Origin of the sequence: Amycolatopsis orientalis (assembly GCF_000943515.2) — a bacterium.
Lineage (GTDB): Bacteria > Actinomycetota > Actinomycetes > Mycobacteriales > Pseudonocardiaceae > Amycolatopsis > Amycolatopsis orientalis.
The window spans coordinates 9421983-9448377 of sequence record NZ_CP016174.1; the positions used below are offsets into that span (position 1 = coordinate 9421983).

Below are 26395 nucleotides of genomic sequence, written 5' to 3' on the forward strand. Positions count from 1 at the left end.
GCTCTTCATCCCCGTGCCACCTCGGTGGAAGCGGCACATGACCTGTCTAACAGGGCCGGAAGGCGGCGGCGCCGGACAACGGGAGTGGCTGCGATCGGCGGCGCCTTGCGATCGGTGACCGGTCGGTGGGCGGTCATCGGACTTCAGTCCGACCGTGCCGCCAACCGAGTGAGAGCGAGGTAAGTGGTGTTACCCGGCGTCTCCGAACGGTCACAGGGATGAACAGGCCGCCACCGAACACTGCCGCGGCAACGGAAGCAGAGCGTTGGTCCATTCAGCCCAGTGAATAGGCATTCCACTGTGGACCATCGCAGGTCAAGGTCAGGAGACGGTCGCGGTCCGGAGGAGTTCTTCGACGCCCGGGGTGCGCCATTCGTCCATCACCACGATTTGGCTGTCCGCAAGGAACCAAATCCGCTGGGTCACCTGCGCTTCGCCGCTTCCGCCCGTCTGTCCACGAGGAACACACTGGATCGTCCACTCCTCGTAGGTCGCCGTCGTCCCGCCCACCGGTGCGGTGGCGGAAGTCGTCGGGACGGCGTCACCCTCTTGGCGGAGGTCCTTGCGGCCGGCGGCGTTGCACGCCCGGCCGCCCGCGCTGCGCCGGTAGAAACCGCCGGGCCGGTAGGGCGGTTGCTCGGCCGACTGCTCGGTGTTGTCCGTGACCAGGAAGTATTTGCAGTTGAAGTACTTCTTCGGGTCCGGACAGCTCGAATCGACGATGACCTTCTCCAGCCCCTGCGACTGCACCGACCAGCCCGGCGGCAGGTGGAGGGTCAGTGCGCCGACGGAGACATCGGTGAGTCCCTGGGCGGGTGGCGCGGGTGACGTCCCCTTCATCGGCTTTCCGCCGGTCACGCCGGCGACGAGGTCCGGGTTCAGCAGATCGGCCACCTTGTCGTAGGGCAGCGAGTAGTCCTGGACGGCGCAGGCGGTGGAGAAGCCGAGATCGGTCATGTTGACGGTGATCTCGACAGCCGTCGGCGTGAAGGCGAGCCACACCTTCCGCTCGGTGGTGAGATCCACCGCTTTGAGCGGCCGGTACGGGAAGTAGCTGTTGGCCGGGCCGCACTGCTCCTTGTCGGGCCAGATCCGTTCGGTGAGGATCCGCAGTCCGTCGTCGGTGAGCTTCCCGGGGGCGAACAGCTCTTCGGGGGTGAGCGCCTTGCCCTCCTTCAGGTCGATCGTCACCGTGGCCCGGCCATAACTCCAGGTCGGATGCGGTTTGTTCGCGAGATCGTGCGAGTAGCGGACCGAGAGGTACCGCTCGTTCTGCGAGCGCACGTCGGCCTTCGTGAGAAGCGTGTACGGACCGCGTTCGGGCTCCAGTTTGGCGGCGCCGGGGCCGGTTTTCCGGTTCCATTCGTCTATCGGTGCGGCCAAGGCGTCGTTGACCCGCTTCAACCAGGCCTGGTCGGTGGTCCCGGTCACCTCCGGGTAGTCGCCGCTGAAGGCGATGTTCGTGCCGGGCACGGTCCCGGTCCGCGTCTTCATCGCGACCTTGAGCGCGACGGCCTGCTGGGTGGTCGGCGGCGCCTGCGGCGGCGGAGTGCTCGCGTCGGAGAAGACGACCACCGAGCCGACCACCGCGGCCGTCGCCGCGACGACGCCGATGGCGATCTTCAGCCCGGCCGCGATCCCGCCGGTCGACGCGGCCACCGCACCCGTTCCGGCGGCGGCGACGCCGGGCGCGGCCGCCGTCCCGGCGCCGAGCAGTGCCAACGGCGTCATCGCGGCGAGGACGCCCGTCGCCTTCGCGAGCCGTGACCAGCCCTTGCGCTCCCAGTCCTCGCCGTAACCCGCACGGGCGACACGTTCCAGTTCGCCGACGAAGGTGAGCGCGTCGGCGGGCCGTTTCGACGGATCCTTCGCCATTCCCAGCGCGACGATCTCGTGCACCGGCTCCGGGGCCTCGCCGAACGGGATCGGCGCGTGTTCGTGCAGCGTGCGGAGCACTTCGGTGTCTTCGGCCTGGTACGGCCGGTGCCCGGCGACGCACTGGAAGAACACACAGGTCGCGGCGTAGACGTCGGTGGCGGGGGTGGCCTGGCCGCCCGCCCATTGCTCGGGCGCCATGTACGCGGGGGTGCCGACGGACGGGCCGCGTTCGCCGGCCAGGACGGCCGTGCCGAAGTCGACCAGTTTGCTCTCGCCGGTGTCGGCGACGAGGACGTTGGCCGGTTTGTAGTCCCGATGGACGACGTCGACGGAGTGCGCCGCGGCCAGGCCGAGCAGCGAGCCCTTCAGCACCGCCAGGGCGGCTTCGGGTTCGAGAGCGCCTTCGGCCATCAGGACCGAACGCAACGAGACGCCGTTGATCGCTTCCATCACGATCGCCGCGCCCTGCGGCGTCTCGAAGAACTCGTACAGCCGGACGACGTGCGGGCTCGACACCCGGTGCAGCGCCAGCGCCTCCTGCCGGAACGCGCCCAAATACGCGGGGTCCGCGGCGAAGCGGGAGAAGAGGTACTTGATCGCGACGACATGGCCGGTGTTGTCCTGACGGGCCAGGACCACGCGGCCGAAGGTGCCCGTCCCGAGCTGCTCCAGCTCCGTGAAGCCGGGCAGTCTCCACTCGTCGTTCAGTGCCACCGTGCCTCTTCCAGAATCTTGTCGAGTCCCGGAGTGTTCCATTCGTCGACGATCACGAGCTGCGTCTTCGGCAGGAACCACACCCTCTGAGTGACCGTCCCGCCGCCGGAGCAGGTGAGCCGCCATTCCTCGTAGGCGGCCCGTTTCGTCCCGATCGGCCGGAGCTCCTTCTTCTGTAAGACGGGCGAACCCTGCGTTTCGTTAGGTGCCCCGATGGAAAGACACGGCCGCGGGCCGAGCGAACGGTTGTAGGGCTTGCCCGGTTCGTACGCCGGAGTGGCAGGCTCGACCCGCGAGTTGTCGCTGAACAGGACACCCGCGCAGTGGAACGGCTGCGTCCCGGTATTCGTGCACTGGTCGGCGGTCACCAGGTAGCGCTCGATGGGTGCGCTGGAGAGCAGCCACCAGCTCTCCGGCGTGGTGATGGTGAACGCGCCGACGTTGTCCTCTTTGGTCCGTTTGCCCTGCTTGGCGCCGTTCGTGAGGCCGAGCAGGTTCATGACCGTCGGGCTCATCAGGTCGCGCAGACGGTCGTATTCGGTGGTGACCTCGGTCGGATCGCAGACGCGCGGATAGCCGAGTGCGGAGCCGTAGACGAAGAACCGCATGCCGTTCGCGGCGGGCGCCGCCTGCACGATGGAGTCATAGTCGAAGGTGTAGCGCTGCGACAGCGACGTCGCCGGGAGATGCTCGGTGGAGTTCCGGGCGCCGGTGAGGCAGTCGCCTGGCTTCGCCGAATCGAGGAGGAGTTCTTCGAGCATCTGCATCCGCGAGGAGGTGCCGTCGACGTTGTCGAAGAGATGCGCGGAGGAGATCTGCTCCCCCTTCGTCAGGTCGATGACGACCGGACGGATGCTGAACCCGCCGTGGTTTCCGAACTGGACGGAGTCGATCGAGCGCTTGTAGACGACCGAGAGCAGTTTGTCGTCTCGGCGGAGGACCTCGGCTTCGGTCTTCATATGCGGGATGTCGCCGTCGGGTTCGGGCTGCGGCTGGTAGCTGTCGGGCCAGAAGTTCTCGAGCCAGGCATCGATGGGTGCCATCAGCGCCTTGTTGACCCGCTCTTCGGCGGCCTTGTCCTTCAGCCCGCTGATCCGGACGTACTTGCCGTTGTAGTCGTAGCCGTCGAGCTTCTCGGTGCGGGTGAGCAGGTCGACCTGCATCGCGGCGACCGTCGCGGTCCGCGGCGGCGCCGACGCCTGGTCGTCGCTGTTGACGTTGAGCACCACGACCGTGCCGACCGCGGCCGCGGTGACGGCGGCGACCGCGGCGGTCACCTTGAGCCCGAGCGCGATCCCGCCGCCGGTGGTCGCCGCGACACCGCCCGCCGCGCCGCCCGCGATGACCGGCGCCGCGGCGGTTCCGGCCCCGAGCAGGGCCAGCGGGGAAAGCGCGACCAGGACCCCGGCGCCCTTGGCGAGCCAGTGCCAGCCGTTGCGCTCCCAGTCGTCGCCGTACGCCTTCCGTGCGGACGCCTCCAGTTCGACGACGAACTCGGCCGCGCCCGACGGCCGCTGGGCGACGTCCTTCGCCATACCGCGCGCGATGAGGTCGCGTACCGGTTCGGGGACCTCGCCGAACGGGATCGGCGCGTATTCGTGCAGCGTGCGGAGTACTTCGGTCTGTTCGGCCTCGTACGGCCGGTGTCCGGCGACGCACTGGAAGAACACGCAGGTCGCGGCGTAGACGTCGGTGGCGGGCGTGGCGACGCCGCCCGCCCACTGCTCGGGCGCCATGTACGCGGGCGTGCCCGCGGCGACGCCGGTCTCCCCCGAGAGCACGGCGATGCCGAAGTCGACGAGTTTGCTTTGCCCCTCGGGCGTCACCAGGACGTTGGCCGGTTTGTAGTCGCGGTGGACGGTGCCCGCGGCGTGCGCGCCGGCGAGGCCGAGCAGTGAACCCTTGAGGATGGCCAAGGCGGCTTCGGGTTCGAGCTTCTCCTGGCGGCTCAGGATCTCTTTCAGGGAGACTCCGTGAACGGCTTCCATGATGATGGCGGCACCCTGTGGGGTTTCCACGAACTGGTGCAGACGGGCGATATGAGGGCCCGAAACGCGACTCAGGATCTGGGCCTCATGGCGGAACTCCGCCAGTCTCGCCGGGTCGGCCGCGAACCTCGTGTACAGGTATTTGATGGCCACGACCTGGGCGGATTCCTCGTGCCGCGCCAGCACGACACGTCCGAAACCACCCTCGCCCAGCGATCCCAGCTCGGTGAAACCCGGCAAGGCCCAGTCGTCCACAGCACCTCCGCGATTCCCGATCGTGTCCCCTTGGAGGTGAGCTGCGCCGCAGCGGTTCCCCGCCTTCCGGGTTTAGGGTTACTCGTCGGTCACTTAGCCCGTTGCGATGGAGGAACGATGCGTTCGCCGAAGGATTTCTTCGCCCCGCTCGCGGTGGGGGCGCCGGAACCGCTCCGCCAGATCCCCGTGCCTCCTTCGCGGATGATCCACTTCTTCGACCCCAGCAACGAGAAGATGGCCGCCAAGGTCCCCGATCTTGCCAAGAAGGTCGACGTCCTGCTCGGGAACCTCGAAGACGCGGTGCGCGCCGACCGCAAGGAGGCCGCGCGGAACGGGCTCGTCTCCATCGCGAAGGCGAACGACTTCGGCAAGACGCAGCTGTGGACCCGCGTCAACAGCCTCGACTCGCCGTGGGTGCTCGACGACCTGATCACGCTGGTCACCGAGATCGGCGCCAAACTCGACGTCATCATGGTGCCGAAGGTCGAAGGAGCCCAGGACATCCATTACGTCGACAGGCTGCTCGCCCAGCTCGAAGCACGGGCGGGCCTGACGAAACCGCTCCTGGTGCACGCGATCCTGGAGACGGCCAGCGGCGTCGCGAACGTCGAGGAGATCGCCGGCGCGAGCCCCCGCATGCAGGGCATCTCGCTCGGCCCGGCCGACCTCGCCGCGAGCCGCCGGATGAAGACCACCCGGGTGGGTGGTGGGCATCCCGGTTACCTGGTGCGCACGGACCCGACCGGTGAAGATCTGAACGAGGGACGCACGACATATCAGCAGGATCTTTGGCATTACACCGTCGCGCGGATGGTGGACGCCTGCGCGGCGAACGGGATCCTGCCGTATTACGGGCCGTTCGGCGACATTCGCGACGTCGTGGCCTGCGAAGACCAGTTCCGCAACGCGTTCCTGCTCGGCTGCGTGGGTGCCTGGAGCCTGCACCCGGTGCAGATCGACATCGCCAAGAAGGTGTTCTCGCCGTCCCCCGAAGACGTGGCCTGGGCGCGGCGCGTGATCGCCGCGATGGGTGACGGCACCGGCGCCGTCATGATCGACGGGAAGATGCAGGACGACGCCTCGGTGAAGCAGTGCCGCGTGGTCGCCGAACTCGCCGACGCCCTCGCCGCCGACGACCCCGAACTCGCCGCCGCGTACGACGCGGCCAGTAAGGAGACTTCCGCATGAACCCCCGGCGTTCCGTCCTCTACATGCCCGGCGCGAACGAAAGAGCGCTGGAAAAGGCCAAGACGCTCGACGCGGACGGGCTCATCCTCGACCTCGAAGACGCCGTCGCGCCCGACGCGAAGGAAGCCGCACGTGAACGCGTTTGCGCGGCCGCGGCGTCGAAGGAGTACGGCTCGCGCGAGGTGACCATCCGCGTCAACGGGCTCGACACGGAGTGGCACGACGCCGACCTTCGGGCCGCCGCGCAGGCCGGACCGGCCGCGATCGTGGTGCCGAAGGTGAACTCCGCCGCCGAGGTGCACAACATCGAGCGCGCGCTGGAACTCGGCGGCGCCCCTGACCACACGAAGATCTGGGCGATGGTCGAGACCCCGGTCGCGATGCTGCACGCCGAGGAGATCGCGGCGGCGTCGGAGCGGCTGACCGTGCTGGTCATGGGCACGAACGACCTGGCGAAGGAACTGCACGCCGAGTTCGTCCCCGGCCGCGCGCCGCTGCTCGGCGGGCTTTCGCTGGCGCTGCTGGCCGCGCGCGCGACCGGCAAGGCGATCCTCGACGGCGTCTACAACGACGTGAAGGACATCAAGGGCTTCGAGGCGGAATGCCTGCAGGGACGCCAGTTCGGCTTCGACGGCAAGACGCTGATCCACCCGAACCAGCTGGAGCCGTGCAACCGGATCTTCGCACCGTCCAACGAGGAGATCGAGCGGTCGCGGAAGATCATCTCGGCGTTCGAGGAGGCTCAGGCGGCCGGGCAGGGCGTCGTGACCGTGGACGGGCGGATGATCGAGAACCTGCACGTGGAGAACGCCCGGCGGATCCTGGCGCTGGCCGAGGCGATCGGCCGCTGACGCAACCGAGTTTCGATACCCAGTTTCGATACGGCCTAGAGTAGGTGCGTGGCTGATCAACGACGGTTGATGTCAATCGAGATCGAGGGGTTCACCTCGATCCGTTCGGCGCGCGTCGAACTGGGTGCGATGAACGTGCTCATCGGCGCGAACGGCGCGGGCAAGAGCAACTTCATCCACGCACTCGAACTCCTCGGCCGGATCGTCGACGGGGAACTGGGGTTGTTCGTCGGGCTTAACGGCGGGGCTTCATCGCTGCTCAACGTCGGCGGATCTCCGGCCCGGATACACCTCCAACTGGAGGCTGAGTCCGCGTCCTACGAAGCCACTCTGGTCGCGGCGACCAGGGACGAACTGGTCTTCGAGTCGGAGACCCTCTACTCCCGATCAGCGACAGACGACCGACCCGCTACCCAGTCGCTTGGGGGCGGGCATCGAGAGACACGACTTCCGGACGAGGTCGATCGGAAGCCAGGCGGCACAGCATCCAACTTCACCGACCTTCTCCGAGGTTGCAAGGTCTACCACTTTCACGACACCAGTGCCGACGCACCGGTCAAGCGCCTGGTACCGACGGCAGACGACATAAGTCTGCGGAACGACGCGGGAAACCTCGCCGCTTACCTGTACCGTTTGCAGGAAAGTGAAGATCCTGCCGAAACTTCGGCCTACCGACGGATAGTTGGCGCAATCCGTCTTGTGGCGCCGTTCTTTCGGGACTTCGTTCTCAAGCCCGATAACCACGAACGAATTCTACTGCGCTGGCAGCAAAAAGATTCGGATGCGATCTTTTCGGCAAATCAGATGTCGGATGGAACCCTACGCTTCGTCTGCCTTTCGACACTTCTTCTGCAACCGGAACTACCGGGTCTCGTCGTACTGGACGAACCTGAACTCGGACTTCACCCGTTCGCGATCGTTCAACTCGCCGATCTACTCCGACAGGCATCGCGACGCAGCCAAGTACTCGTCGCCACTCAGTCTGTCACCCTGATGAACCAATTCGAAGTCGACGATCTGATAGTGGTCGAACGCAAGTCGGGAGCCTCCGATTTCACTCGACCGGACCTCTCCGCCTTGGAAGAGTGGCTGACCGAATACTCGCTTGGCGAACTGTGGGAGAAGAACCTGCTCGGCGGACGTCCCACCCGGGAAGAGAACAGTCGCGGATGACCGCCGAGTATCGACATCTCCACTTGCTGGTCGAAGGACAGACCGAAGAGATCGTGGTCGACAGCGTTCTTGAACCGTATCTCCAGGATCGAGGCTGGACGATAACGAAGTCAATTGTGACAACGAAGAGACCTGCCGTCGGGCCGGCCAGTCGCGGCGGCGTGAGCAGCTGGGCCAGACTCGAGAACGAGATCAGGCTGTTGCTGCGCAACAGTGACATCCATACCCTCACGATCTTGTTCGACTACTACGGCTTTCCAGCCGATAGTCCCGGCATGAGGAACAGGCCCTCGTCCTCCGCGTACGACCGGGTCGAACATGTCGAGAAGTCGCTGGTTTCGGCGATTTCCGACACGCGTTTCGTTCCCCACCTGGTCCTGCACGAACTGGAGACCTGGGTCTTCGCCGCTGCCGAGCAGCTGGGCTGGCTTTTCTCCGGCACTGGCCTCGCTGAACGACTTCAGAAAGACGTAGACGGCGCGGGCGGCCCCGAGCTGGTGAACGACGGTCTCGACACCGCTCCATCCAAACGTCTCGCTCGTTACTGCGACGGCTACTCCAAAACGAACGACGGGCCACTCGCTATAGCGGATCTCGGTATCGACGCACTCCGCTCACGGTGTCCCCATATGGACTCTTGGCTTTCTCGTCTGGATGCCCGTCTGGGCTAACAGGGCCAGGGGCGCGGGGTGGGGCGAAGGGTTTCGTAGGCGGCAGCGGCGCGAAGGACGTCGAGGTCGGCGAAGCGGCGGCCGCTGATCTGGAGGCCGATGGGCTGGTCGTCGCTCGTGTAGCCGCAGTTGATCGAGACCGCGGGCTGGCCGGACATGTTGTACGGCACGGTGAACGCGATGTGCTCGAAAGGCCGCCGAGGGTCGTTGGTCGGTGAAGGCCACTCCGCGGGCGGGGCCGAGACAGGGCAGGTCGGCGACAGGACGACGTCGAAGCGTTCGGTGGCGCGCAGGGTCGCGACGGCGATGGTGTCGATCTGCGCGAAGCCGCGATAAGCGTCGACACCGTTGACGTCGGCGCCGCCCGCGGCCCAGTCGGCGATGTACGGCAGGACCTTCGCGCGGCGCTCCTCGGGGAGCGCGGACATGTCCGACCAGGCGCGGACGCGCCAGAAGGTGTCGAGCCCGTCGAGCATCTCTCGCCGCAGGAACGGCGAAACCGGCTCGACCACGGCACCTGCCGCCTCGAACGCCCGTGCGGCGCCGGTGACGGCCGCGAGGATCTCGGGCGAGACCGGGAGACCGACGCCGGGATCGAGGTGCAGCCCGATCCGCAGCCCCTTGACCTCGCAGGACAGCGACGCCCAGTCGAGCGACGACGGCGGCAGCGAAAGATGGTCGCGACCGTCCACACCGGACAGAACGCTCATCAGCAGCGCGGTATCGCCGACGGTGCGCGTCATCGGCCCGGCGACCCGGCCGAGGAACGGCGGATCCACCGGCACCCGGCCGAAACTCGGCTTCAGCCCCACCAGACCGCACCAGCCGGCGGGCAGCCGGATCGAGCCGCCGATGTCCGTGCCGACATGCAGTGGGCCGTAACCGGCGGCCGCCGCCGAACCGGCTCCGGCGCTGGAGCCGCCGGGCGTGCGCGCGAGGTCCCACGGATTCCGGGACGCGGTGTGGAAACTCGACAGCCCGGACGTCAGCATCCCGTAATCCGGCATGGTCGTCTTGGCCAGCAGGACGCCGCCGGACTCGCGCACGCGGGCGGCCGCCGGGGCGTCTTCGGACGCGGGCAGGAGCGCGGTCGCGGCCGTGCCGAGCGGGACCGGCGTACCGCGGGTCGCGATGTTCTCCTTGAGGGTCAAGGGAACGCCGTCGATCGGGCCTAGCGGTTCCCCGGCGTGCCAGCGGCTTTCGGATGCCTTCGCGTCTTCACGTGCGCCGCTCGGGTCGTACGCGTAGAGCGCGTGCAGCTCGGGTTCGCGCGCCTCGACGCGGGCGAGGACCGCTTCGGTGACTTCGACCGGCGAAAGCGTCCCGGCGCGGTAGTGCGCGACCAGTTCGACGGCGGTCAGATCAGGCAACTCCGGCACAGCGGCCTCCTCACGTCGCGGGCGGTTCGAAGCGGCCGTCGACCGCGGTCCAGCCGCCGTCGACCGCCATGACGGAGCCGGTCACGAACGACGACGCGTCCGAGGCGAGGTACACGACGGCGCCGGCGAGTTCGTCCGGACGCGCCCAGCGGCCGAGCGCGCCCTTGGTCGCGTAGGCCTCGTACCAGTCCGGATTCGCTTTGATCTGCGCGGTCAGCGGCGTTTCGACGACGCCGGGCGCGATCGCGTTCACCCGCACCCCGGCCGGGCCGAACTCGGCCGCGGCCGTGCGGAAAAGCTGAACCAGACCGGCTTTCGTCGCCGCGTACGGGCCCTGACCAGGCTCGACGGTGGTGCCGCGGATCGAGGAGAACCCGATGATGCTGCCCCGCTCGCGGTCGACCATCCCGGCACCGAACGCGCGGACGACCTCGAACGTCGCGCCGAGGTTCAGCGCGAGCACCCGGTCGAACTCCTCGCGCGTGTACTCCAGCAGTCGTTTGCGCACGTTGGTCGCGGCGGTCAGCACGACGACGTCGATCTCGCCGAGTTCAGCGGCGGCACGTGCGGCGGCGCCGTCGGAGAGCAGGTCGATCTCGTATGCCTCGCCCGCGCCGGTTTCCTTGGCGGCGGCGACATCGCGGTCGGCGACGATCACCTCGGCGCCGTGCGCGGCCAGTGCCCGCGCGGCCTCGCGGCCGATCCCGCTGCCGCCGCCGAGCACGACGGCTCGCTTTCCGTCGAGGCGGAACAGGTTCTCATAAGTCACGGCCGCAGCACCGCCATCCTCGTCACGGTCAGTTCTTCGACCGCGAACCGCGGCCCTTCCCGCCCGATCCCGGAGTCCTTCACGCCGCCGTACGGCATGGTGTCGGACCGGAAACCGGGCACCTCGTTGACCACCACACCGCCGACTTCGAGTTCGTCGAGCGCGCGGAACGCCGTCTTCAACGACGTGCTGAACACCGAGGCGTGCAGCCCGTAGCGCGACGCGTTGACCGCGTCGAACGCTTCGTCCACAGAGGACACAGTCCGGATGCAGACCACGGGGCCGAAGATCTCCTCGTCCCAGCATTCGAGGCCGTCGGGCACGTCGAGCAGCACCGCCGGGCGCAGGACCGTGCCGTCCACCCCGCCGCCGACCAGCCGCGCACCGGCCGAAGTCGCTTTGTCGACCCATTCCCGGACGCGTCGCGTGGATCCCGCGTCGATCAGCGCCGACACCCGCGTCTTCTCGTCGCGAGGGTCACCGGCGACGACCTCCCCGAGCCGCGCGAGCAGCCGTTCGGTGAACTCCTGGGCCACCACCTCGACGACCAGGACGCGCTGCACCGAAATGCAGGCCTGGCCGGACGCGTAGAACCCGCCGCGCAGCACGGCGTCGGTGGCCGCGTCGAGATCCGCGTCGTCCGCGACCACCAATGCGGCGTTGGACCCCAGCTCCAGCAACGTCTTCGTGGGCGCCGCGTCGCGCGCGATCCGGTGCCCGACCAGCGCGGAGCCGGTGAACGACACCGCGCCGACCCGCCTGTCCGTGACCAGCGCTGATCCGACCGCGGCGTCCCCGGTGACCAGCTGGACCATCGCGGGCAGATCGGTCAGCGAGCGAACGAGATGGACGAGCCACAGGGTCGCCAAGGGCGTCTGCGGCGCGGGTTTCACCACGACCGGGCAACCGGCCGCGATGGCGGGAGCGATCTTGTGCGACGCCAGCAGCAGCGGGTAGTTGAACCCGGCGATGCCGACGACCACGCCGATCGGCTTGCGTTTCCAGAACCCGACGAGCCCGTCGCCGGACGGCAGCAGATCCAAGGGGACGGTCTCGCCGTGGAGCCGGGAGACCTCTTCGGCGGCGGCCTGCCAGGTGACGATCGTGCGGGCGACCTCGACCCGGCAGTCCACCAGCGGCTTGCCGGTCTCCAGCACCAGGAGCTGCTCGAATTCGGAGCGCCGCGCTTCCAGAGCGGCGGCGACGTCGTTCAGGAGCGAACGCCGGGTTCGCGACGGCAAGGCCGCGACCTGCTTGAACACCGCGACGGCCTCGTCGATCGCCCGTGTGGCCAGCTCCGGCGTCCCGACCGGCGCCCGGCCGACCTCGCTCCCGTCGTACGGGAACACCACCGGAGCGTCCATAGTGGACACCCAGCCGTCGCCGATCGGCAGTCCTTCCGGATACTCAGCCATCGTCCCCTCCCCGCAACCGCGCCAGCTCTGCCCGCAGATTCGGCGCGGCCGCCAGCAGTTCCCTGGTGTACTCGTGTTCCGGCGCGTCGTAGACCCGGTCGACGTCACCCAGCTCGACGATCTCCCCGCGCCGCATCACCGCGACCCGGTCGCAGACGTGCCGCACCACGCCGAGGTCGTGCGACACGAAGACCAGCGTCAGCGAATACAGCTCGACCAGCGACGCGAGCAGGTCGAGGATCTGCTTGCGCACCGAGACGTCGAGCGCGCTCACCGGCTCGTCCGCGATCAGGACGCTCGGGTTCGGCGCGAGGGCCCGCGCGATCGAAATGCGCTGCCGCTGCCCGCCGGAGAACTGGTGCGGGTATCGCCCGGCGGCGTCGGCGGGCAGGCCGACCGCCTCCAGCAACTCGGAAACCCGGGCGGGATCCCGGCGTCCCAACGGTTCGGAGATGATGTCGCGCACCCGCATCCGCGGATCGAGCGAACCCATCGGATCCTGGAAGACGATCTGCAGTTCCGACCGAAGGAAGCCGAGTTCGCGTTCCGGCAGGGTGTCGATCCGCTTGCCCTGAAACGAGACGCTGCCCGCAGTCGGCTTGTCCAGTGCGGCCAGCAATCTGACCAAAGTGGACTTTCCCGAACCCGATTCCCCGACGATGCCGAAGCGCTGACCTGCTTCGACGTCGAAAGATACGCCACGCAAGGCGTGCACATCGCGACGCGTGTAGCGGCGTTCGAGGTCCCGCACTTCGATCATCATCGGCTCGCCTCCAGATCCGAAGCGGCCAAAAGCTTCTTGGTGTAGTCGTGCTGTGGTGCCGTGAGGACCTCGCGCGTGGTGCCGGATTCGACGATCTCTCCGTCCAGCATCACCAGCACCCGTTCGCAGACCTTCGCCACGACGGCGAGGTCGTGCGTGATGAACAGGAGCGCGCATTCCCGCTCACGGACGCCGTCGAGGATCAGTTCGAGGATCTGCGCCTGCACGGTGACGTCCAGCGCCGTCGTCGGCTCGTCGCAGATCAGCAGTTTCGGGTCGTTGGCCAGCGCGATCGCGAGGATGACGCGTTGCCGCTGCCCGCCGGACAGTTGGTGCGGATAGGCACGGGAGGTCCCTGGCAGCCCCACGGAATCCAGCAACGCCTCGGGATCCTTCCGGCCGTTTCGGTGGATCCGCAGCGGCTCGGCCACCTGCGCACCGACTCGCATCGCCGGGTTCAGCGCGGTCATCGGCTCCTGGAACACCATCGACATCTCGTTGCCGCGCAGTCGCGAAAGTTCTTTCTCCGACGCGCCGAGCAGCTCACGGCCGTCGAGCTTCACCGAGCCGGACGCGGCGAGTTCCTCGGGCAGCAGTCCCATGATCGACAACGCCGTCAACGACTTCCCCGAACCGGACTCGCCGATCAGCCCGACCCGTTCACCACGCGCGATGCCGAACGAGACACCGCGGACGAGTCCGCCGATCCCGAGGCCCTCGACTTCAAGGGTCATAGCCGGGCCGCCAATCGGGGGTCGAGACGATCGCGCAGACCGTCGCCGAGCAGGTTGAAGCCGAGGACGGCGACGGCGATCGCGATCCCGGGCACGAGCGCGAGCCGGGGATGCAGGGTGAGGAACATCTGGGATTCCTGCAGCATCCGGCCCCACGACGGCGTCGGCGGCCGCGTGCCGAAGCCGAGGAACGACAACGCCGCTTCCGCGAGCACGGCGATCGCGAACGACACCGACGCCTGGACGATCAGCAGTCCCGAGATGTTCGGCAGCACGTGCCGCGCCGCGATGGTCGGCCGTGACCGGCCCGCCGACCGGGCGGCCAGGACGAACTCGCTGCTCATCACCTGCAGCGTCCCGGAGCGCGCGATCCGGGCGAACGACGGGATGGTCGCGATCCCGATCGCGACCATCGCGGTCAGCGTGTTCGCGCCGAAGACCGCGCCGAACATGATCGCCAGCAGCAACGCGGGGAAGGCGAGCACGAGATCGTTGACCCGCATGACGAACTCGCCCAGCCAGCGCGAGGACATCCCGGCGAGGATGCCCAGCGGCGTCCCGATCAGCGCGGCGATGCCGACCGCGACCACGCCGACGTACAACGTCGTCCGCGCGCCGACCATCAGCTGGCTGAGCACGTCGCGGCCGAAGCTGTCCGTGCCGAACGGATTCGAGCCGCTGAAGCCGTGCAGCCGGTTGGCCGCGTCGACCTTCACCGGGTCGAACGGCGTCCAGACGAAGGAAAGCAGCGCGGCTGTCACGATCAGCGCGACCAGGACACCGCCGATGACGAGGCTTCGACCGCGCATCAGGAACCCCGCAATCTCGGGTCGAGCACCGTGTAGAGGACGTCGACCACGAAGTTCACCAGCAGTACGCCGACCACCAGGACCAGCACGATCCCCTGCACGGACAACAGATCCCGCGACGCCACCGAGTCGAGCAGCATGCTGCCCAGACCTGGTAGCACGAACACGCGCTCGACGACGACGGCGCCGATCAGCAGCGTCGCCAGTTGCAGGCCGAGCACCGTCACCACCGGCACGGCGGCGTTGCGCAGTCCGTGCCGGAACAACGCCTGGAAAGGTCTGAGCCCCTTGGAACGCGCGGTGCGCAAGTAGTCCTGCCCGAGCGTGTCGAGCACGGCGGACCGCACATACCGGGTGAGCACCGCACCTTGCACGAGTCCCAGCGACAAAGCGGGGAGGACGAGACCGCGGAGGAATTCGCCGGGGTCCTGCACCGGCGGTGTCCAGCCGCCGGAAGGCAGCCAGCGCAGCTGGACCGCGAAGATCTGCACCAGGATGATGCCGGCGAGGAACGCGGGGATCGCGACGCCGATCTGCGACAGCGCGGAAACCGCGGTGCCGTCGGCCTTCCGGTGCCGCACCGCGGCGAACGTGCCCGCCGGAACGGCGATCAGCAGTGCCACCAGCATTCCGGCGCCGACCAGCCACAACGTCACCCCGAGCCGGTCGGCCAGCGCCGGCCCGATCGCCTCGCGGGTGACGTACGAGCGGCCGAAGTCGCCTTGCAGGACACCACCGATCCAGTCGAAGTACTGCGTCACCAGCGGCCTGTCGATGCCGAATTCCGCGCGGGTCTTCGCGACCAGTTCCGGGGTCGCGTTGACGCCGAGCGCGACCTGCGCCGGATCGCCCGGCAGCACGGCCATGAACAGGAACACCACGATGGACGCGACCAGCACACTGGCGATCAGGATCGCCACCCGGTTGAGTATTCGAAAAGCGCGAATCTTGACCGTCATCGCGGCGCCAATCCCGTGAGATCGAAGGACTCGCTGACCTGGTTGCGCACGAACCCGGTCACCTTGTTCTTCGCCACGATCACGTTGGGGAACAGGAACAGCCAATCCGCGGCCGCGTCTTCGGACAGCCTCCGCGCGACTTGGCGCATCGCGTCGATCTGCTCCTGAGGCGTCCCGCTGTCGGCCTTCGCGAGATTCTGCTGAACGGGTTTGCTGTCGTAACCCCAGTAGTACTTCGGCCTGCCGAAGGTCACGATGTCGCGCGCCTCGACGTGCTGGATGATCGAAAGGTCGTAGTCGTGGTCGGTGAAGACCTGCTTGAGCCACACCGCCGGGAAGTCCAGCGGCTCGATCGTCACCGTGACCCCGACGTCCGCCAGCTGCGACGCCACCACCTGCGCGGCCGAAACGGCATACGGCAGGTTGGGGATCCTCAGGCGCAGCGACGGATGGTGCTGTCCGGCTTCGGCCAGGAGCGCCTTCGCCTTCGCGGGATCGAACGGGTAAGCCCGGGAAAGGTCCTCGTACCAGGGATCGGTCGGCGGGACCATACTGCCGATGAGCGTGCCGCGACCCGCCCACGCGGTGTCCAGCAACGCCTTCCGGTCGATGGCGTAGGACAGCGCGCGCCGCACGCGGACGTCGTTCAGCGGCGGGCGGGTGTTGTTGAACGCGAGTGTGACCTCGCTGTTCGTCGTGCCTTCGACGACGGTGAACCGGTCGTCGCTCTGGAACTGCGGGATCGAATCCGGCACGGTGATCGCGGAGATGACGTCGATCCCGTTGCTGAGCAAGGCGTTGTTGAGCGCCGTCGGATCCTTGACGTACTTGAGGACCACCGTGGAGTACGCCGGCTTCCGGCCCCAGTACGCGGGATTCTCCTTGAGCACGATGGAATCCCCGCGCCGCCGCGAAGACACCGTGTACGGCCCGGTGCCGACGGGCTTGTTCGCCAGATCCGCGACACCGGTGGGACTGAACATCGCCCCGAGACGGCTGGTCAGGCTGAACAGCCAGCCGTTGCTGGGTTTCGTCAGCACGACCCGCGCGTGATCCGGCGCCACCACGTCCACCTGGTCGACGACGTCCATTGTGGACTTGATCGACACGGTCCAGTCGGTCTTCACCCGCATCAGCGAGAACTTGACGTCCTCGGCGGTGAACGGGGCGCCGTTGCTGAACTTCGCGTCCTTCCGGAGCTTGAAGTCGTAGGTCTTGCGGTCTTCCGAGACCGTCCACGATTCGGCCAGCAGCGGCACGATCTTCGCGTCCGCGTCGAGTTTCACCAGGCCCTCGTAGACGTTGTAGAGCAGGGCCTGCGGGATGGCGGCGCCGTCGGTGCGGGTGAAGTCGAAGTTCGCGGGTTCGGCGGTGTAGCCGACCGCGAGCGTGCCGGGATCCTTGGCCACCGTGGCACTAGAACCGGCGGAGCAGCCGGACGCCACCAGCAGCGACACCCACACTGCCGCGTGAATCCGGGCTTTCATCCTGCCCCCTGACCGGTAGACTGGTCTGACCAGTAAACCAGACGAGACGGCAGGGTCAAGATGGAATTCGAGCCGGTCGCCCCTGTCCGCGCGTACCAGCGTGTCGTCGAACAGATCGAGGAAGCCGTGATCAGCGGCCGGATCAAACCGGGTGACCGGCTGCCGAGCGAACGCGAGCTGATGGTCCAGTTCGACGTCGGCCGCTCGACGGTGCGGGAGGCGCTGCGCGTACTGCAGGCGGCGGAAATGATCCGTTCGCGGCCCGGCGATCCCCGCGGCCCCGAGGTGCTGGCCGCTTCACCCGCCGCACTGCACCGGTCCATGCACCGGCTGGCGCGGGCCGACCACCTCGGGCTTTCGGAGCTGCTGCAGTTCCGCATGATCCTCGACGGTTCCGCACATCTGCTCGCCGCGCAGCTCAGGACCGAAGAGAATCTCGCCGAGCTGGACGCGGCGCTGGCGGCGATGCGCGCCGGGATCTCCCGGGGTTTCGCCGAATTCAGCCACGCGGACGTCGCTTTCCACGAGGCCATCGCCCGCGCGACGGGGAATCCGCTGCTGGTGATCAGCGGCGAGGTCGTCCGCGGGGTCGTGCTGGAACTCATCGAGGACAAACTGGAGCACGCCGACGACCGGACGGAGTTGATGCGCAACTGGCTGGCCCATCACGAAGAGGTGCTGGGGGCCATCCGGGACTCGGACGGCGAGCGCGCCTCGCGGCTGGCGAAGCAGGCGCTGTACGACAACTACGCCGAATATGTCCCCGAAGAACAACGTCGTCTCTTGATGCCTCTGTTGTCGTAACGGCTCACTGCGTTCGGGCGACTCACTCTTACACTCGCTCAAGTGGGGGATGCCATGGAGCCTTCTACGACCCGCCAGGGTGTCGGCCTCGCCCTGTCCGGCGGTGGCTACCGCGCGATGCTGTTCCACACCGGGGCCCTGTGGCGGCTCAACGAACTCGGCTGGCTGTCGAAGATCTCGACCTTTTCCAGCGTCTCCGGCGGCTCGATCGCGGCCGGAGTGCTCGCGCACGCCTGGTCGGATCTGGACTTCGAGAACGGCGTCGCGAACAACTTCTGCGACGGGGTAGTCGACCCGGTCCGCACTCTCGCGCGCACCCGGCTCGACATCCCGGTCACCTTGCTCGCCATGGCCATTCCGTGGCGAAGCGCCGGTGAGCAACTCGCGCGGGTGTACGCGAAGCACCTGTTCGGAGACTGCTGCCTCAGGGACCTCGACCCGGCGGGCCCGCAGTTCGTGTTCACCGCGACCAACCTCCAGGACGGCGCGCTGTGGTGGTTCTTCCGGCAGGACGGACCGCACGGCGACATCCCGCTCGCGACCGCGGTGGCCGCGTCGTCGGCGTTCCCCCCGATGCTCTCGCCGGTGGTCATCCACGATCCGCTTTCGGCGGATCCGGGCAAGAAGATCGTGCTGAGCGACGCCGGCGTCTACGACAACCTCGGCCTGGACCCGGTCGAGGGGCACGCGACGGTGCTGGTCAGCGACGCCGGCAAGCGGATGAAGATCAAGCAGAAGGTGAAGCGCGACTGGGGACGGCAGCTGCTGCGCGTCCTCGACGTGATCGACAACCAGGTCCGCGAGCTGCGGCGCGGCGCGCTGCTGAAGTCCTATGTGGAGAAGGATTTCGCGGGCTCGTACTGGGGAACCTACGTCGATCTGGAGAACTTCGAGCTGGCGGATTCGCTGGCGGCGCCCGTCGATCTCACGCACAAGCTGGCGGAGACGCCCACCCGGCTGACGAAGCTGCCGGAAGTTTCGCAGGAGCGGTTGATCAACTGGGGTTACGCTGCTTGCGACGCCGGGATGCGGAAGTGGGTCGACACCGAGGCTGTGGCGCCTGCGGGGTTCCCGTATCCGGCGGCCGGGGTGGGCTGAGATGTTATGAACGGGACTTTCATTGCAAAATTTGCAATGAAAGTCCCGTTCATAACACTCTCGTCGTCAGGCGAAGGGTCAGGCGACCAGGTTCGCGTAGACGATGATGTTGTCCTTGTAGCTGTGTTCTTCCTTGTCGAAGACACCGCCACAGGTGATCAGCCGCAGCTGCGGCTTGTCCGTGTTGCCGTAGACCGCGTCCTCGGGGAACTGGTCCTTGGGCACCTGGTCCTTCTTCTCGACCACGAACTTCAGGCTCTTGCCGTCGCTGCGGTCGACGAGGATCTCGTCGCCCGGGCTGACGTCCTTGAGCTTGTAGAAGATACCCGGCTGCTTGTTGCCGTCGACGTGGCCGAGCACGATCGCCGGGCCGACGTCACCGGGCACCGGCGAAAGCTGGTACCAGGCGGCCTGCATCGGCTTCTTCGCCGAAGGGACGGCCATCTTGCCGTCCTTGTTGACCGCGACCGCGATCAGATTCGACTCGGCGCCGATCTTGGGGATCTTCACGTTCGTCGGGCGGGTGCCGCTGAACGGCTTGGTGACCGGGACGGTCGATTCCGGCGGCGCCTGCTGTGCCGCCGGTGCGGGATCGTCGGTGCCGCAACCGGTCAGCGCGAGGGAAAGGACCAGGGTGGCCGCGACCGCGCGACCACCCCGCCTCAGAAACTTCGTCGACATCGATCAGGCCGCGGTGGCGCCGAAACCGGTCTCGATGCCGCCCTTGGGGGCGTACTTGACCTGCTTCTCCGGCTTGCCCGGGGTGGCCGAACCGCCGCCGATGGGCGCCTCGAACTCGATGTCGCCCTTGCCCGGCTTGCCGTCACAGGTCCAGGTGAAGGTGCTCGAGTTGCCCTTGAAGGACTTCTTGACCTTCACGATGTAGACCCAGTAGCGGCCGTCGTCCTCGGCCTGGTTGCTGTCCACGACATCGAAGTCCGGCGCCGAAACGGCGGCGGGCTCACCCGACGCGCAGGCGATGACCAGCGCGCCGACACCGTTCTCGCCGATGTAGCCCGCGCCGACGTTGTCGACGTAGGGCTCCTCCGGCGGGGTGGTCGGCTTCTCCGAGGTGGAGGTGGTGGTCGGCGACGGCTTGCCGGAAGTCGGCTTGCCACTGCTGGTCGGCGTCGGCTGCTCCGAGGACGACGAGGCCGGGGCGCTCGTCTCCGGCGGAGCCGACGTCACCTTGCCACCCGTCCACGTAGGCGAGGGCGCCGTGGTGGGCGTCTCGCTCGCCGGAGCGGAAGGCGTGGTCGTCGGTTCCTGCGCCATCGCGGCAGGCGTCACGGCCAGCGAGATGACGGCGCCGGCCAGCACCGCGCCCGCGAGGCGGCCCAACGTCTTCTTCAAAGTGATCTCCCAGTGAGAGGCATCGCAACGCATGGTGACCCCCACCATGCGACCACCCGGGGGTAAATCCCACGTTCGGGTGACAGCGCGATCCTGCCCGAAATCGCCGCGCGACAGTAGCGAAAGGACAGTGACAAAAACCACCGGGAAAACCGGTAACACCGAGGTGGTCCTGCCCGATACAAGGGCCCGAATGTCGCTCAACAGAGGGGAAAGCCTCGCGGCGACGAAGGAATGTTAACACCCGAACGGCCGGAACGGTTGCCTTGCGGAAGTATTTTTTCCGCTTTCCCGGGAGCCCGCGAAAAGGTTCGTTTTCCTGGGCGAACCCGCGCCGCAAGCCGACTACTCAGGGCTCTATTACCGAAGGGTTCACACGTTCGGAGTACCCACCGGTGAGCTATTGACCAGATGGCGGCGAAAACGGGTGCCTGCCAACCTGAAGGTCACGATCAGAACACCAGGAACAGGGACACGGCGAACGAGAGCACGCCGAGGAACCCTCCGGCGAACAACCAGGGCTTCGGCGACGTCCGTTTCCGCACCGCCCGGCCACCGCCGACGACCGCCGTCAGCAGCCCGGCACCGAACCCGATCGCGGGGATGAACGTGGCGAGCGTCCGGTTCTCGGCGTCGCAGGCCCACACGCCGTCAGCCGGGCAGGACCGCGCCGCGAATTCGGCCAGCAGCCCCGCCGCGACGATCGCGAGGAAGCCGAGCACCAGGAGCCAGAACAGGCCCCACATCCACTGACCGAGCCGCCGGGGCGGTTTCGTCTCCTCCACGCGTTCCACGTTAAGGCGCTAGCCGAGCGCCGACGCCAGATCCGTCCAAAGATCTTCCGGATCTTCCAGCCCGACGCTGAACCGGACGAGCCCGGCGGGCACGTGCGCGTCCCCCGCCAGCCACGCCCGCCGTTCGACCAGGCTCTCCACCCCGCCGAGGCTGGTGGCGGCGCGGATCAGCCGCAGCGAGCCGATGACCTTGTCCGCGGTCTGGGCGTCCGGGAGTTCGAACGCGATCATCGTGCCGGAGCCGGGGTACCGCACCCGGGTGATCGCGGGATGGTCGACCAGCCGCGCGGCGAGCAGCGCCGCCGTGCGGGTCTGCTCGGCCAGGCGGACCGGCAGCGTCCGCAGTCCGCGCAGCGCCAGCCAGGCTTCGAGCGCCCCCGGTGTCGCCCCCATCCTGGTGCGCGCGTCGCGCAGATCCTTGGCGACGGCCTCGTCGGCCGCGATCGTCAGCCCGAGCAGCAGATCGCTGTGACCGCCGATGAGTTTCGTCGCGCTGTGCACGACGATGTCCGCACCGAGGTCCAGCGGCCGCTGCCCGAGCGGGGTGGCGAACGTGTTGTCGACGGCGACCAGCCCGTTCGCGGCGGCGGCGATCGTCTCGATGTCGATGACGTCGAGCGTCGGATTGGTCGGCGATTCGAGCCAGAGGAGATCGGCGTCCGCGGCGGCGACCCACGCGTCCGTGTCCTCCGCCGCGATCTCGGTGACCACCAGGCGGCCGGTGCGCTGAGCGTGCGCGAGCAGGCCACGGGAACCGGCGTAGGAGAACGTCGGCACGCAGACCTTCGCGCCGACGGGCAGCGTGTCGACGACCGCGCTGAGCGTGGCGATCCCCGAGGCGAACGCGGTGGCGTGCCCGCCTTCGAGCGCGCCGATGGCGGCTTCGAGGGCTTCCCAGGTCGGCGTGCCGTTTTCCCGCGAGTACGCGCGATCGGCACCGGCGTCGAAGGTGCTCGCCGCGACGATCGGCACGTTCAGCGGTTCGCCGGGGCCTTCCGGGCGGCCGGCGGCGACGGCGAGGGTGCGGGGTGACCAGTCGTTCGTGTCCACCCCGCCACCGTAAACCGTCTCGCGATGATCACCACCGTGACAGACTCCGCCCATGACTTCTGGGGAGATCGACGCGGCGGCCGCCGGGACATGGGCACTCGGGGACCTGAAGGTCAACCGGATCGGGTTCGGCGCGATGCGCCTGCCCCAGCGTGGTCAGGCGTTCGCGCCCGGAGCCACGCCGGGCGACCGTGACCAGGCGATCAAGGTGCTGCGCCGCGCGGTGGAACTGGGTGTCGACCACATCGACACCGCCGCCTTCTACTTCTCCTCGCTGCGGTCGGCCAACGAGCTGATCAACTCCGCGCTGTCGCCGTACCCGGACGGTCTGGTGATCGCCACCAAGGTCGGGCCGCGCCGGGATCCGGCCGGTGACTGGCTTCCCGAGGCCTCCCCCGAGCAGCTGCGCGGCGAGGTCGAGGAGAACCTGCGCCAGCTCGGCCGCGATCATCTCGACCTGGTGAACCTGCGGCTGTCCGGCCGGGTTTCCATCGAGGGTCACTTCGGCGCTCTGGCCGAGCTGCGCGACGCCGGCTTGATCCGGCACCTCGGCGTCTCCAACGTCGACGCGGAGCAGCTCGCACAGGCACAGGCGATCGCGCCGGTGGTCTGCGTGCAGAACTCCTACGGCCTCGGCCACCGCCCGGAGCAGGATCGGCTCCTGCGTGCCTGTGGCGAGCAGGGAGTGGCGTTCGTCCCGTTCTTCGCCATCGCCGGAGCCGGACGCGAGGCGGGCCCTGGCGGCGCCGAGCCGGACGAGGTGCTCGAGATCGCCCGCGCGCACCAGGCCACGCCGGCGCAGATCCGCCTGGCGTGGGCGCTGGGACGTGGACCGCACATGCTGGTCATTCCGGGTACGGGCGACCTCGGCCACCTCGCCGACAACGTCGCCGCCGGAGCCTTGCGGCTGACGCCGTCGGATCTGGCCCGCCTCGAAGCGCTCCATCAAGGCGGGCCATCCGACAGCGCCTAGTGGGCGTACACCTCGAACTCGTAGAGGGAGTAGCCGTACTTCGTCCCGCGCTGCACCCCGGCCATCCGGACGAACCGGCCGTCCACCGCGTCGAAGGCGACGTTGTCCTGCCCGCCGTCTCCGTCCACTATGGACGCCGCGTCGCGCCAGTTCGTCCCGTCCGGGGAGACCTGCACCTTGTACGCCTTGCCGTAGGCCGATTCCCACCGCAGGATCACCCGGGAAACGGGCTGCACCGAGCCGAGGTCGACGGTGATCGACTGGGCGTCGCTCCAGTCGCTCGCCCAGCGGGTCGAGGAGTTCCCGTCGATCGCGTTGGACGGCGGCGAGTTGAACCAGCCGGTCTCGTGGCTGCTCGCGGTGACCGACCGGCCGGTGCTGAGGTTGGCGATGTTGTCGCCGCGCTTAGCCGGGAATTCCACGACCTGCTGGAAGGTCGGCCGGTTCTGGGTGCTCATCTTGTCCTGCGTGATACCGCCGAGCGCCCGGTGGATGATCGTGTCGGCGCACCACTGGTCACCCGCGGCGCAGTCGCCGTCACCGGGGTACACGGTGTTGGCGGGCTGCGCGGCCGCCTGCGTCAGCGAGTCGAGCAGGACCTGACGGCAGGCGTCGACGTTTCCGCCACCGCAGTACTTCGCGCCCAGCGGTCCGGCGACGTTCTGCCCGAGGACCGAACGGATGTCCTTGTGCACGTAGCCCCACCAGCCCGCCTGGTACGACGAACCCGCGTGCGGCTGGCCGACGTGCTTGCCGGGAACCTCGTTCTGCCAGCCGGAAGGCGACTCGTTGATCTTCAGCACGCCCACCATCGCGGCGTAGGCGGCGTCACCCATGCCGGGTTTGAACTGGGCGTTGACCAGCAGCGGCCACCAGGCGTCCATGATGCGGATCGCGTCGGCGTTCGCGTAGGCCTTGCTGCCCGGTGTCGTCTCCGAGCGCAGGCCGCCCGCGGCGAGCCAGGTCTTCAGCTTGGCCACCGCGTCCGCCGCCGGACCGGTCACCGGGGCCTTGTCGATCACCTTGAACAGTTCCGGCAGCACCTTCTCGGCGCGGAGGTCGGCGAGCGCCGCCTCCTCCATGGCCTGCGTGAGGTTCACGCGGGTCACCCTGGTGCCGTTGGAGATCATCTTCTTGACCCGCGCGTCGATCAGATCACCGCGGTGCACGGAACTCTTGTCCGCGCCGCTGGCCGCGTACCCGTTCGCCTGCGCGTTGTTCCAGCTGATGTAGTAGTCCTGGTTGATCGACTGCGGATGCTGCGACGACGGCGTGTAGTTCGCGATGTTGCCGTCGGGATTCCAGCCCTGCCAGTCGAATCCGGCGTCCGCCTTGACCGGCATGGCCGGGTCGACGTTCGGATTGCGGACCGGGTTCGAACCGGAGTTGAAGTAGGCGACGTCACGCGAGTCGGCGTAGAACCAGTTGTAGGTCTGGTTGACGTCGGCCGCCGCGAGCTGGAAGTCCCGCGCCGACTTGATCGCGTCGGGGTCGTTGAACTTCTGGAAGCCGATGATCGTGTCGATCTCGTGCTGGAAGGTCGACCGCAGCGACGCGTACGCCACCGGTTTGCCGCCGACCAGCGCCCGGCTCGTCACCGGACCGTACTTCGTGCGGAAGCTGCGCAGTGTGTACGAACCTTCCGCGGTCCCGTCGGCGACGGTGGGCTTCCAGGCGTTCTTGCGCTCGACGATGTCGAACGGCAGGCACTGGCCGCGGAAGCGGTAGAAGTTCGAGTTCTTCGTCGGCGCGGAACCGTTCTGCTCGCACAGTTCGACGGCGTAGGTGTCGATGATGTCCTGCGACGCCGAAGTGGCACTCCACGAGTAGTCCTTGCCGCGGCCGAGCAGCACGTACATGCTGATGCCCGCGAAGGAGGCGCCGCGTGCGCTGATGCCGGGCCCCTGGAGTTCTTGCAGCATCAGCAGTTGCGGGGCGAAGTACCCGGCCTGCGGGCCGAAGACGGCGACGGGGTGACCGCTCGCGGTCTTGGCGCCGGAGACCACCAGCGCGTTGGACATGCCGTGCTTCTCCGACAGCATGTTGCCGGGCAGGACGCCGTCGTCGAAGATGCCGCGGACGGCCTTCTGGTCTTCGGGCGCGGGAACCTCCACCTTGGCGGGCGTGGCCGTCCCGGCGGAACCGGTCGGGTCGAATACCAGCTGCTGGCCGGTGACCGTTCCCTTGTCCGGCACCGCGGCGCCCTGCGGGTTCGCCGGCGCCTTGCCGTAGTCGAAGGTCTGTCCATTATGGAGAGTCTTGACGGTCTCGGGGTCGTCTTCGGACCGCAGGCTCTTCCAGACCTTGTCGCCCTGTTCGAGACCGTACTTCTCCTGCAGCGCCATCTTCGCGATGGCGTTCTGCACCTCACCGCCGCCGCCCGCGCCGAACTGCGCGCCGACCACCGCGGCGAGCACGACGAGGTCGGTCAGCTTGAACGGCTCGATCGTCCCGGCGTTCGTGATCGAGTCGACGTGTCCGGTGAGGACGTACTCGCCGGGGAAGTAGCGGCCGCTGTGCGCGTCGGAGATGTACTTGTTGATGCCCGCGACGTACGCCTCGGCGTCGGCCTTGCCCTGCGCGCCGCGCGGGCCACTCGCCGCGGCGTTGTCGATCTGCTTCTGCAGTTCCTGTTCGGTGTAGGGCGCCGAAGCGAAGAAACTCTGTTCGAGTTCGCGGTTCCCCTGCGCGCCCCCGGCGTACGAGGTCAGCTGGCCGCGGCCGACGCGGCGCATGATGTCCATCAGCCACAGCCGGTCCTGCCCGGCGGCGTATCCCGCGCCGTACATCGTGCCCGGCCGCGTCGTGCCGACGATCCGGGGGACGCCGGTCGCCTTGTCCCGGGTGATCGTCACGTCCGGGCGCGGTTGGATCGTGCTCTCGACCTGCCCGGACTGGACGCCGTACGAGGCGTCGTTGAAGAACTGGTTGATCTTGTCCGTGGTCAGCGTCTTGTAGCCGTCGGCGAGCGAGGCGTACTTGCCGAGCTGGTCGGCGGAATGCGCGGGCCGGGTGCCGAAGGCCTTGTGCGCCAGGATCTCGGCGAGGGTGGCGTTCCCCTTGGTGCCGGGCGGCAGGATGTCGCCGCACTGCCCGCCGCAGTAGTCGTCGAGCGCGGCCGCCACCACCGACTCCGGTGGGACTTCCGCGGCGTTCGCCTGCAGTGCCGGAACGGTTCCCGCCACGAGGGTCAGCCCCGCCAGCGTCGTCAAGACCCGTATGCCTCGTCGCATGAAAGACCTCCGTCGTCGGAGAGTGACGAAGCGCACACTACCCACGGGTATCCAAAT

At 68.0% G+C, this 26395-nt stretch carries 22 protein-coding genes; 7 read left to right on the forward strand and 15 right to left on the reverse strand.

Going from position 1 to position 26395, the window contains the following annotated elements; genetic code table 11:
- Positions 1-321 precede the first annotated feature (321 nt).
- Positions 322-2592 (reverse strand): serine/threonine-protein kinase, encoded by a 2271-nt coding sequence (locus tag SD37_RS41450; protein WP_236725245.1) that lies wholly within the window; start codon positions 2590-2592, stop codon positions 322-324.
- Positions 2583-4835, reverse strand: coding sequence for a protein kinase domain-containing protein (locus SD37_RS41455; RefSeq protein ID WP_044849567.1), 2253 nt, complete (start codon positions 4833-4835; stop codon positions 2583-2585). The genes SD37_RS41450 and SD37_RS41455 overlap by 10 nt, the downstream gene beginning before the upstream one ends.
- Before the next feature lie 117 nt (positions 4836-4952).
- Here SD37_RS41455 and SD37_RS41460 point away from each other — a divergent pair, with 117 nt between their 5' ends.
- The 4 genes from SD37_RS41460 to SD37_RS41475 are packed head-to-tail and all read left to right on the forward strand — an operon-like array spanning position 4953 to position 8718.
- Positions 4953-6023, forward strand: a complete 1071-nt coding sequence (locus tag SD37_RS41460; RefSeq protein ID WP_044849566.1) for an HpcH/HpaI aldolase/citrate lyase family protein — start codon at positions 4953-4955, stop codon at positions 6021-6023.
- Positions 6020-6874, forward strand: coding sequence for an HpcH/HpaI aldolase/citrate lyase family protein (locus SD37_RS41465; protein WP_044849565.1), 855 nt, complete (start codon positions 6020-6022; stop codon positions 6872-6874). The genes SD37_RS41460 and SD37_RS41465 overlap by 4 nt, the downstream gene beginning before the upstream one ends.
- A gap of 48 nt (positions 6875-6922) precedes the next feature.
- Positions 6923-8047 (forward strand): AAA family ATPase, encoded by a 1125-nt coding sequence (locus SD37_RS41470; protein ID WP_167369689.1) that lies wholly within the window; start codon positions 6923-6925, stop codon positions 8045-8047.
- On the forward strand, positions 8044-8718 hold the full coding sequence (locus SD37_RS41475) for a DUF4276 family protein (RefSeq protein WP_044849563.1): 675 nt from the start codon (positions 8044-8046) through the stop codon (positions 8716-8718). The genes SD37_RS41470 and SD37_RS41475 overlap by 4 nt, the downstream gene beginning before the upstream one ends.
- Here SD37_RS41475 and SD37_RS41480 read toward each other — a convergent pair.
- Genes SD37_RS41480 through SD37_RS41515 form a run of 8 tightly spaced genes read right to left on the reverse strand, consistent with a single transcriptional unit; the run spans position 8715 to position 17033 of the window.
- Positions 8715-10097, reverse strand: coding sequence for an amidase (locus SD37_RS41480; protein WP_044849562.1), 1383 nt, complete (start codon positions 10095-10097; stop codon positions 8715-8717). The two genes, SD37_RS41475 and SD37_RS41480, sit on opposite strands and share 4 nt — an antisense overlap.
- A 10-nt stretch (positions 10098-10107) precedes the next feature.
- A complete protein-coding gene (locus SD37_RS41485; RefSeq protein ID WP_044849561.1) occupies positions 10108-10866 on the reverse strand; it encodes an SDR family NAD(P)-dependent oxidoreductase in 759 nt (252 codons plus the stop codon).
- Entirely contained in the window at positions 10863-12281 is a 1419-nt protein-coding gene (locus SD37_RS41490; protein WP_044849560.1) for an aldehyde dehydrogenase family protein, read from the reverse strand. Before SD37_RS41490 ends, SD37_RS41485 begins: the two co-directional genes overlap by 4 nt.
- Positions 12274-13044: an ABC transporter ATP-binding protein gene (locus SD37_RS41495; protein ID WP_083255234.1), complete on the reverse strand. Its 771-nt coding sequence runs from the start codon at positions 13042-13044 to the stop codon at positions 12274-12276. Before SD37_RS41495 ends, SD37_RS41490 begins: the two co-directional genes overlap by 8 nt.
- On the reverse strand, positions 13041-13778 hold the full coding sequence (locus tag SD37_RS41500) for an ATP-binding cassette domain-containing protein (RefSeq protein WP_044849559.1): 738 nt from the start codon (positions 13776-13778) through the stop codon (positions 13041-13043). The genes SD37_RS41495 and SD37_RS41500 overlap by 4 nt, the downstream gene beginning before the upstream one ends.
- Complete coding sequence (locus SD37_RS41505; RefSeq protein ID WP_044849558.1) at positions 13775-14587, reverse strand: ABC transporter permease; 813 nt, start codon at positions 14585-14587, stop codon at positions 13775-13777. Before SD37_RS41505 ends, SD37_RS41500 begins: the two co-directional genes overlap by 4 nt.
- Positions 14587-15546 (reverse strand): ABC transporter permease, encoded by a 960-nt coding sequence (locus SD37_RS41510; protein ID WP_044849557.1) that lies wholly within the window; start codon positions 15544-15546, stop codon positions 14587-14589. The genes SD37_RS41505 and SD37_RS41510 overlap by 1 nt, the downstream gene beginning before the upstream one ends.
- Positions 15543-17033, reverse strand: coding sequence for an ABC transporter substrate-binding protein (locus tag SD37_RS41515; RefSeq protein ID WP_044849556.1), 1491 nt, complete (start codon positions 17031-17033; stop codon positions 15543-15545). Before SD37_RS41515 ends, SD37_RS41510 begins: the two co-directional genes overlap by 4 nt.
- Before the next feature lie 60 nt (positions 17034-17093).
- Between SD37_RS41515 and SD37_RS41520 the strand changes: the two genes are divergently transcribed.
- A complete protein-coding gene (locus tag SD37_RS41520) occupies positions 17094-17837 on the forward strand; it encodes a FadR/GntR family transcriptional regulator (RefSeq protein WP_044849555.1) in 744 nt (247 codons plus the stop codon).
- Positions 17838-17891: 54 nt separating this feature from the next.
- Entirely contained in the window at positions 17892-18935 is a 1044-nt protein-coding gene (locus SD37_RS41525) for a patatin-like phospholipase family protein (protein WP_083255235.1), read from the forward strand.
- Between the two features lie 78 nt (positions 18936-19013).
- Here the strand turns inward: SD37_RS41525 and SD37_RS41530 are convergent, their stop codons facing one another.
- The 4 genes from SD37_RS41530 to SD37_RS41545 form a co-directional block, all read right to left on the reverse strand.
- On the reverse strand, positions 19014-19616 hold the full coding sequence (locus SD37_RS41530; RefSeq protein WP_044849554.1) for a class F sortase: 603 nt from the start codon (positions 19614-19616) through the stop codon (positions 19014-19016).
- A gap of 3 nt (positions 19617-19619) precedes the next feature.
- Positions 19620-20288, reverse strand: a complete 669-nt coding sequence (locus SD37_RS41535) for a hypothetical protein (RefSeq protein WP_044849553.1) — start codon at positions 20286-20288, stop codon at positions 19620-19622.
- Positions 20289-20740: 452 nt separating this feature from the next.
- Positions 20741-21073 (reverse strand): hypothetical protein, encoded by a 333-nt coding sequence (locus tag SD37_RS41540; protein ID WP_044849552.1) that lies wholly within the window; start codon positions 21071-21073, stop codon positions 20741-20743.
- 18 nt (positions 21074-21091) lie between these two features.
- Positions 21092-22132, reverse strand: a complete 1041-nt coding sequence (locus SD37_RS41545; RefSeq protein WP_044849551.1) for a trans-sulfuration enzyme family protein — start codon at positions 22130-22132, stop codon at positions 21092-21094.
- Positions 22133-22184: 52 nt separating this feature from the next.
- On the opposite strand from SD37_RS41545, the gene SD37_RS41550 reads away from it, so the two are divergent.
- Positions 22185-23105 carry an oxidoreductase gene (locus SD37_RS41550; protein ID WP_044849550.1) on the forward strand — a complete coding sequence of 307 codons (921 nt, stop codon included), beginning with the start codon at positions 22185-22187 and terminating at the stop codon, positions 23103-23105.
- Here SD37_RS41550 and SD37_RS41555 read toward each other — a convergent pair.
- Positions 23102-26338, reverse strand: a complete 3237-nt coding sequence (locus tag SD37_RS41555) for a penicillin acylase family protein (RefSeq protein ID WP_236725246.1) — start codon at positions 26336-26338, stop codon at positions 23102-23104. The two genes, SD37_RS41550 and SD37_RS41555, sit on opposite strands and share 4 nt — an antisense overlap.
- Between the last annotated feature and the right edge of the window lie 57 nt (positions 26339-26395).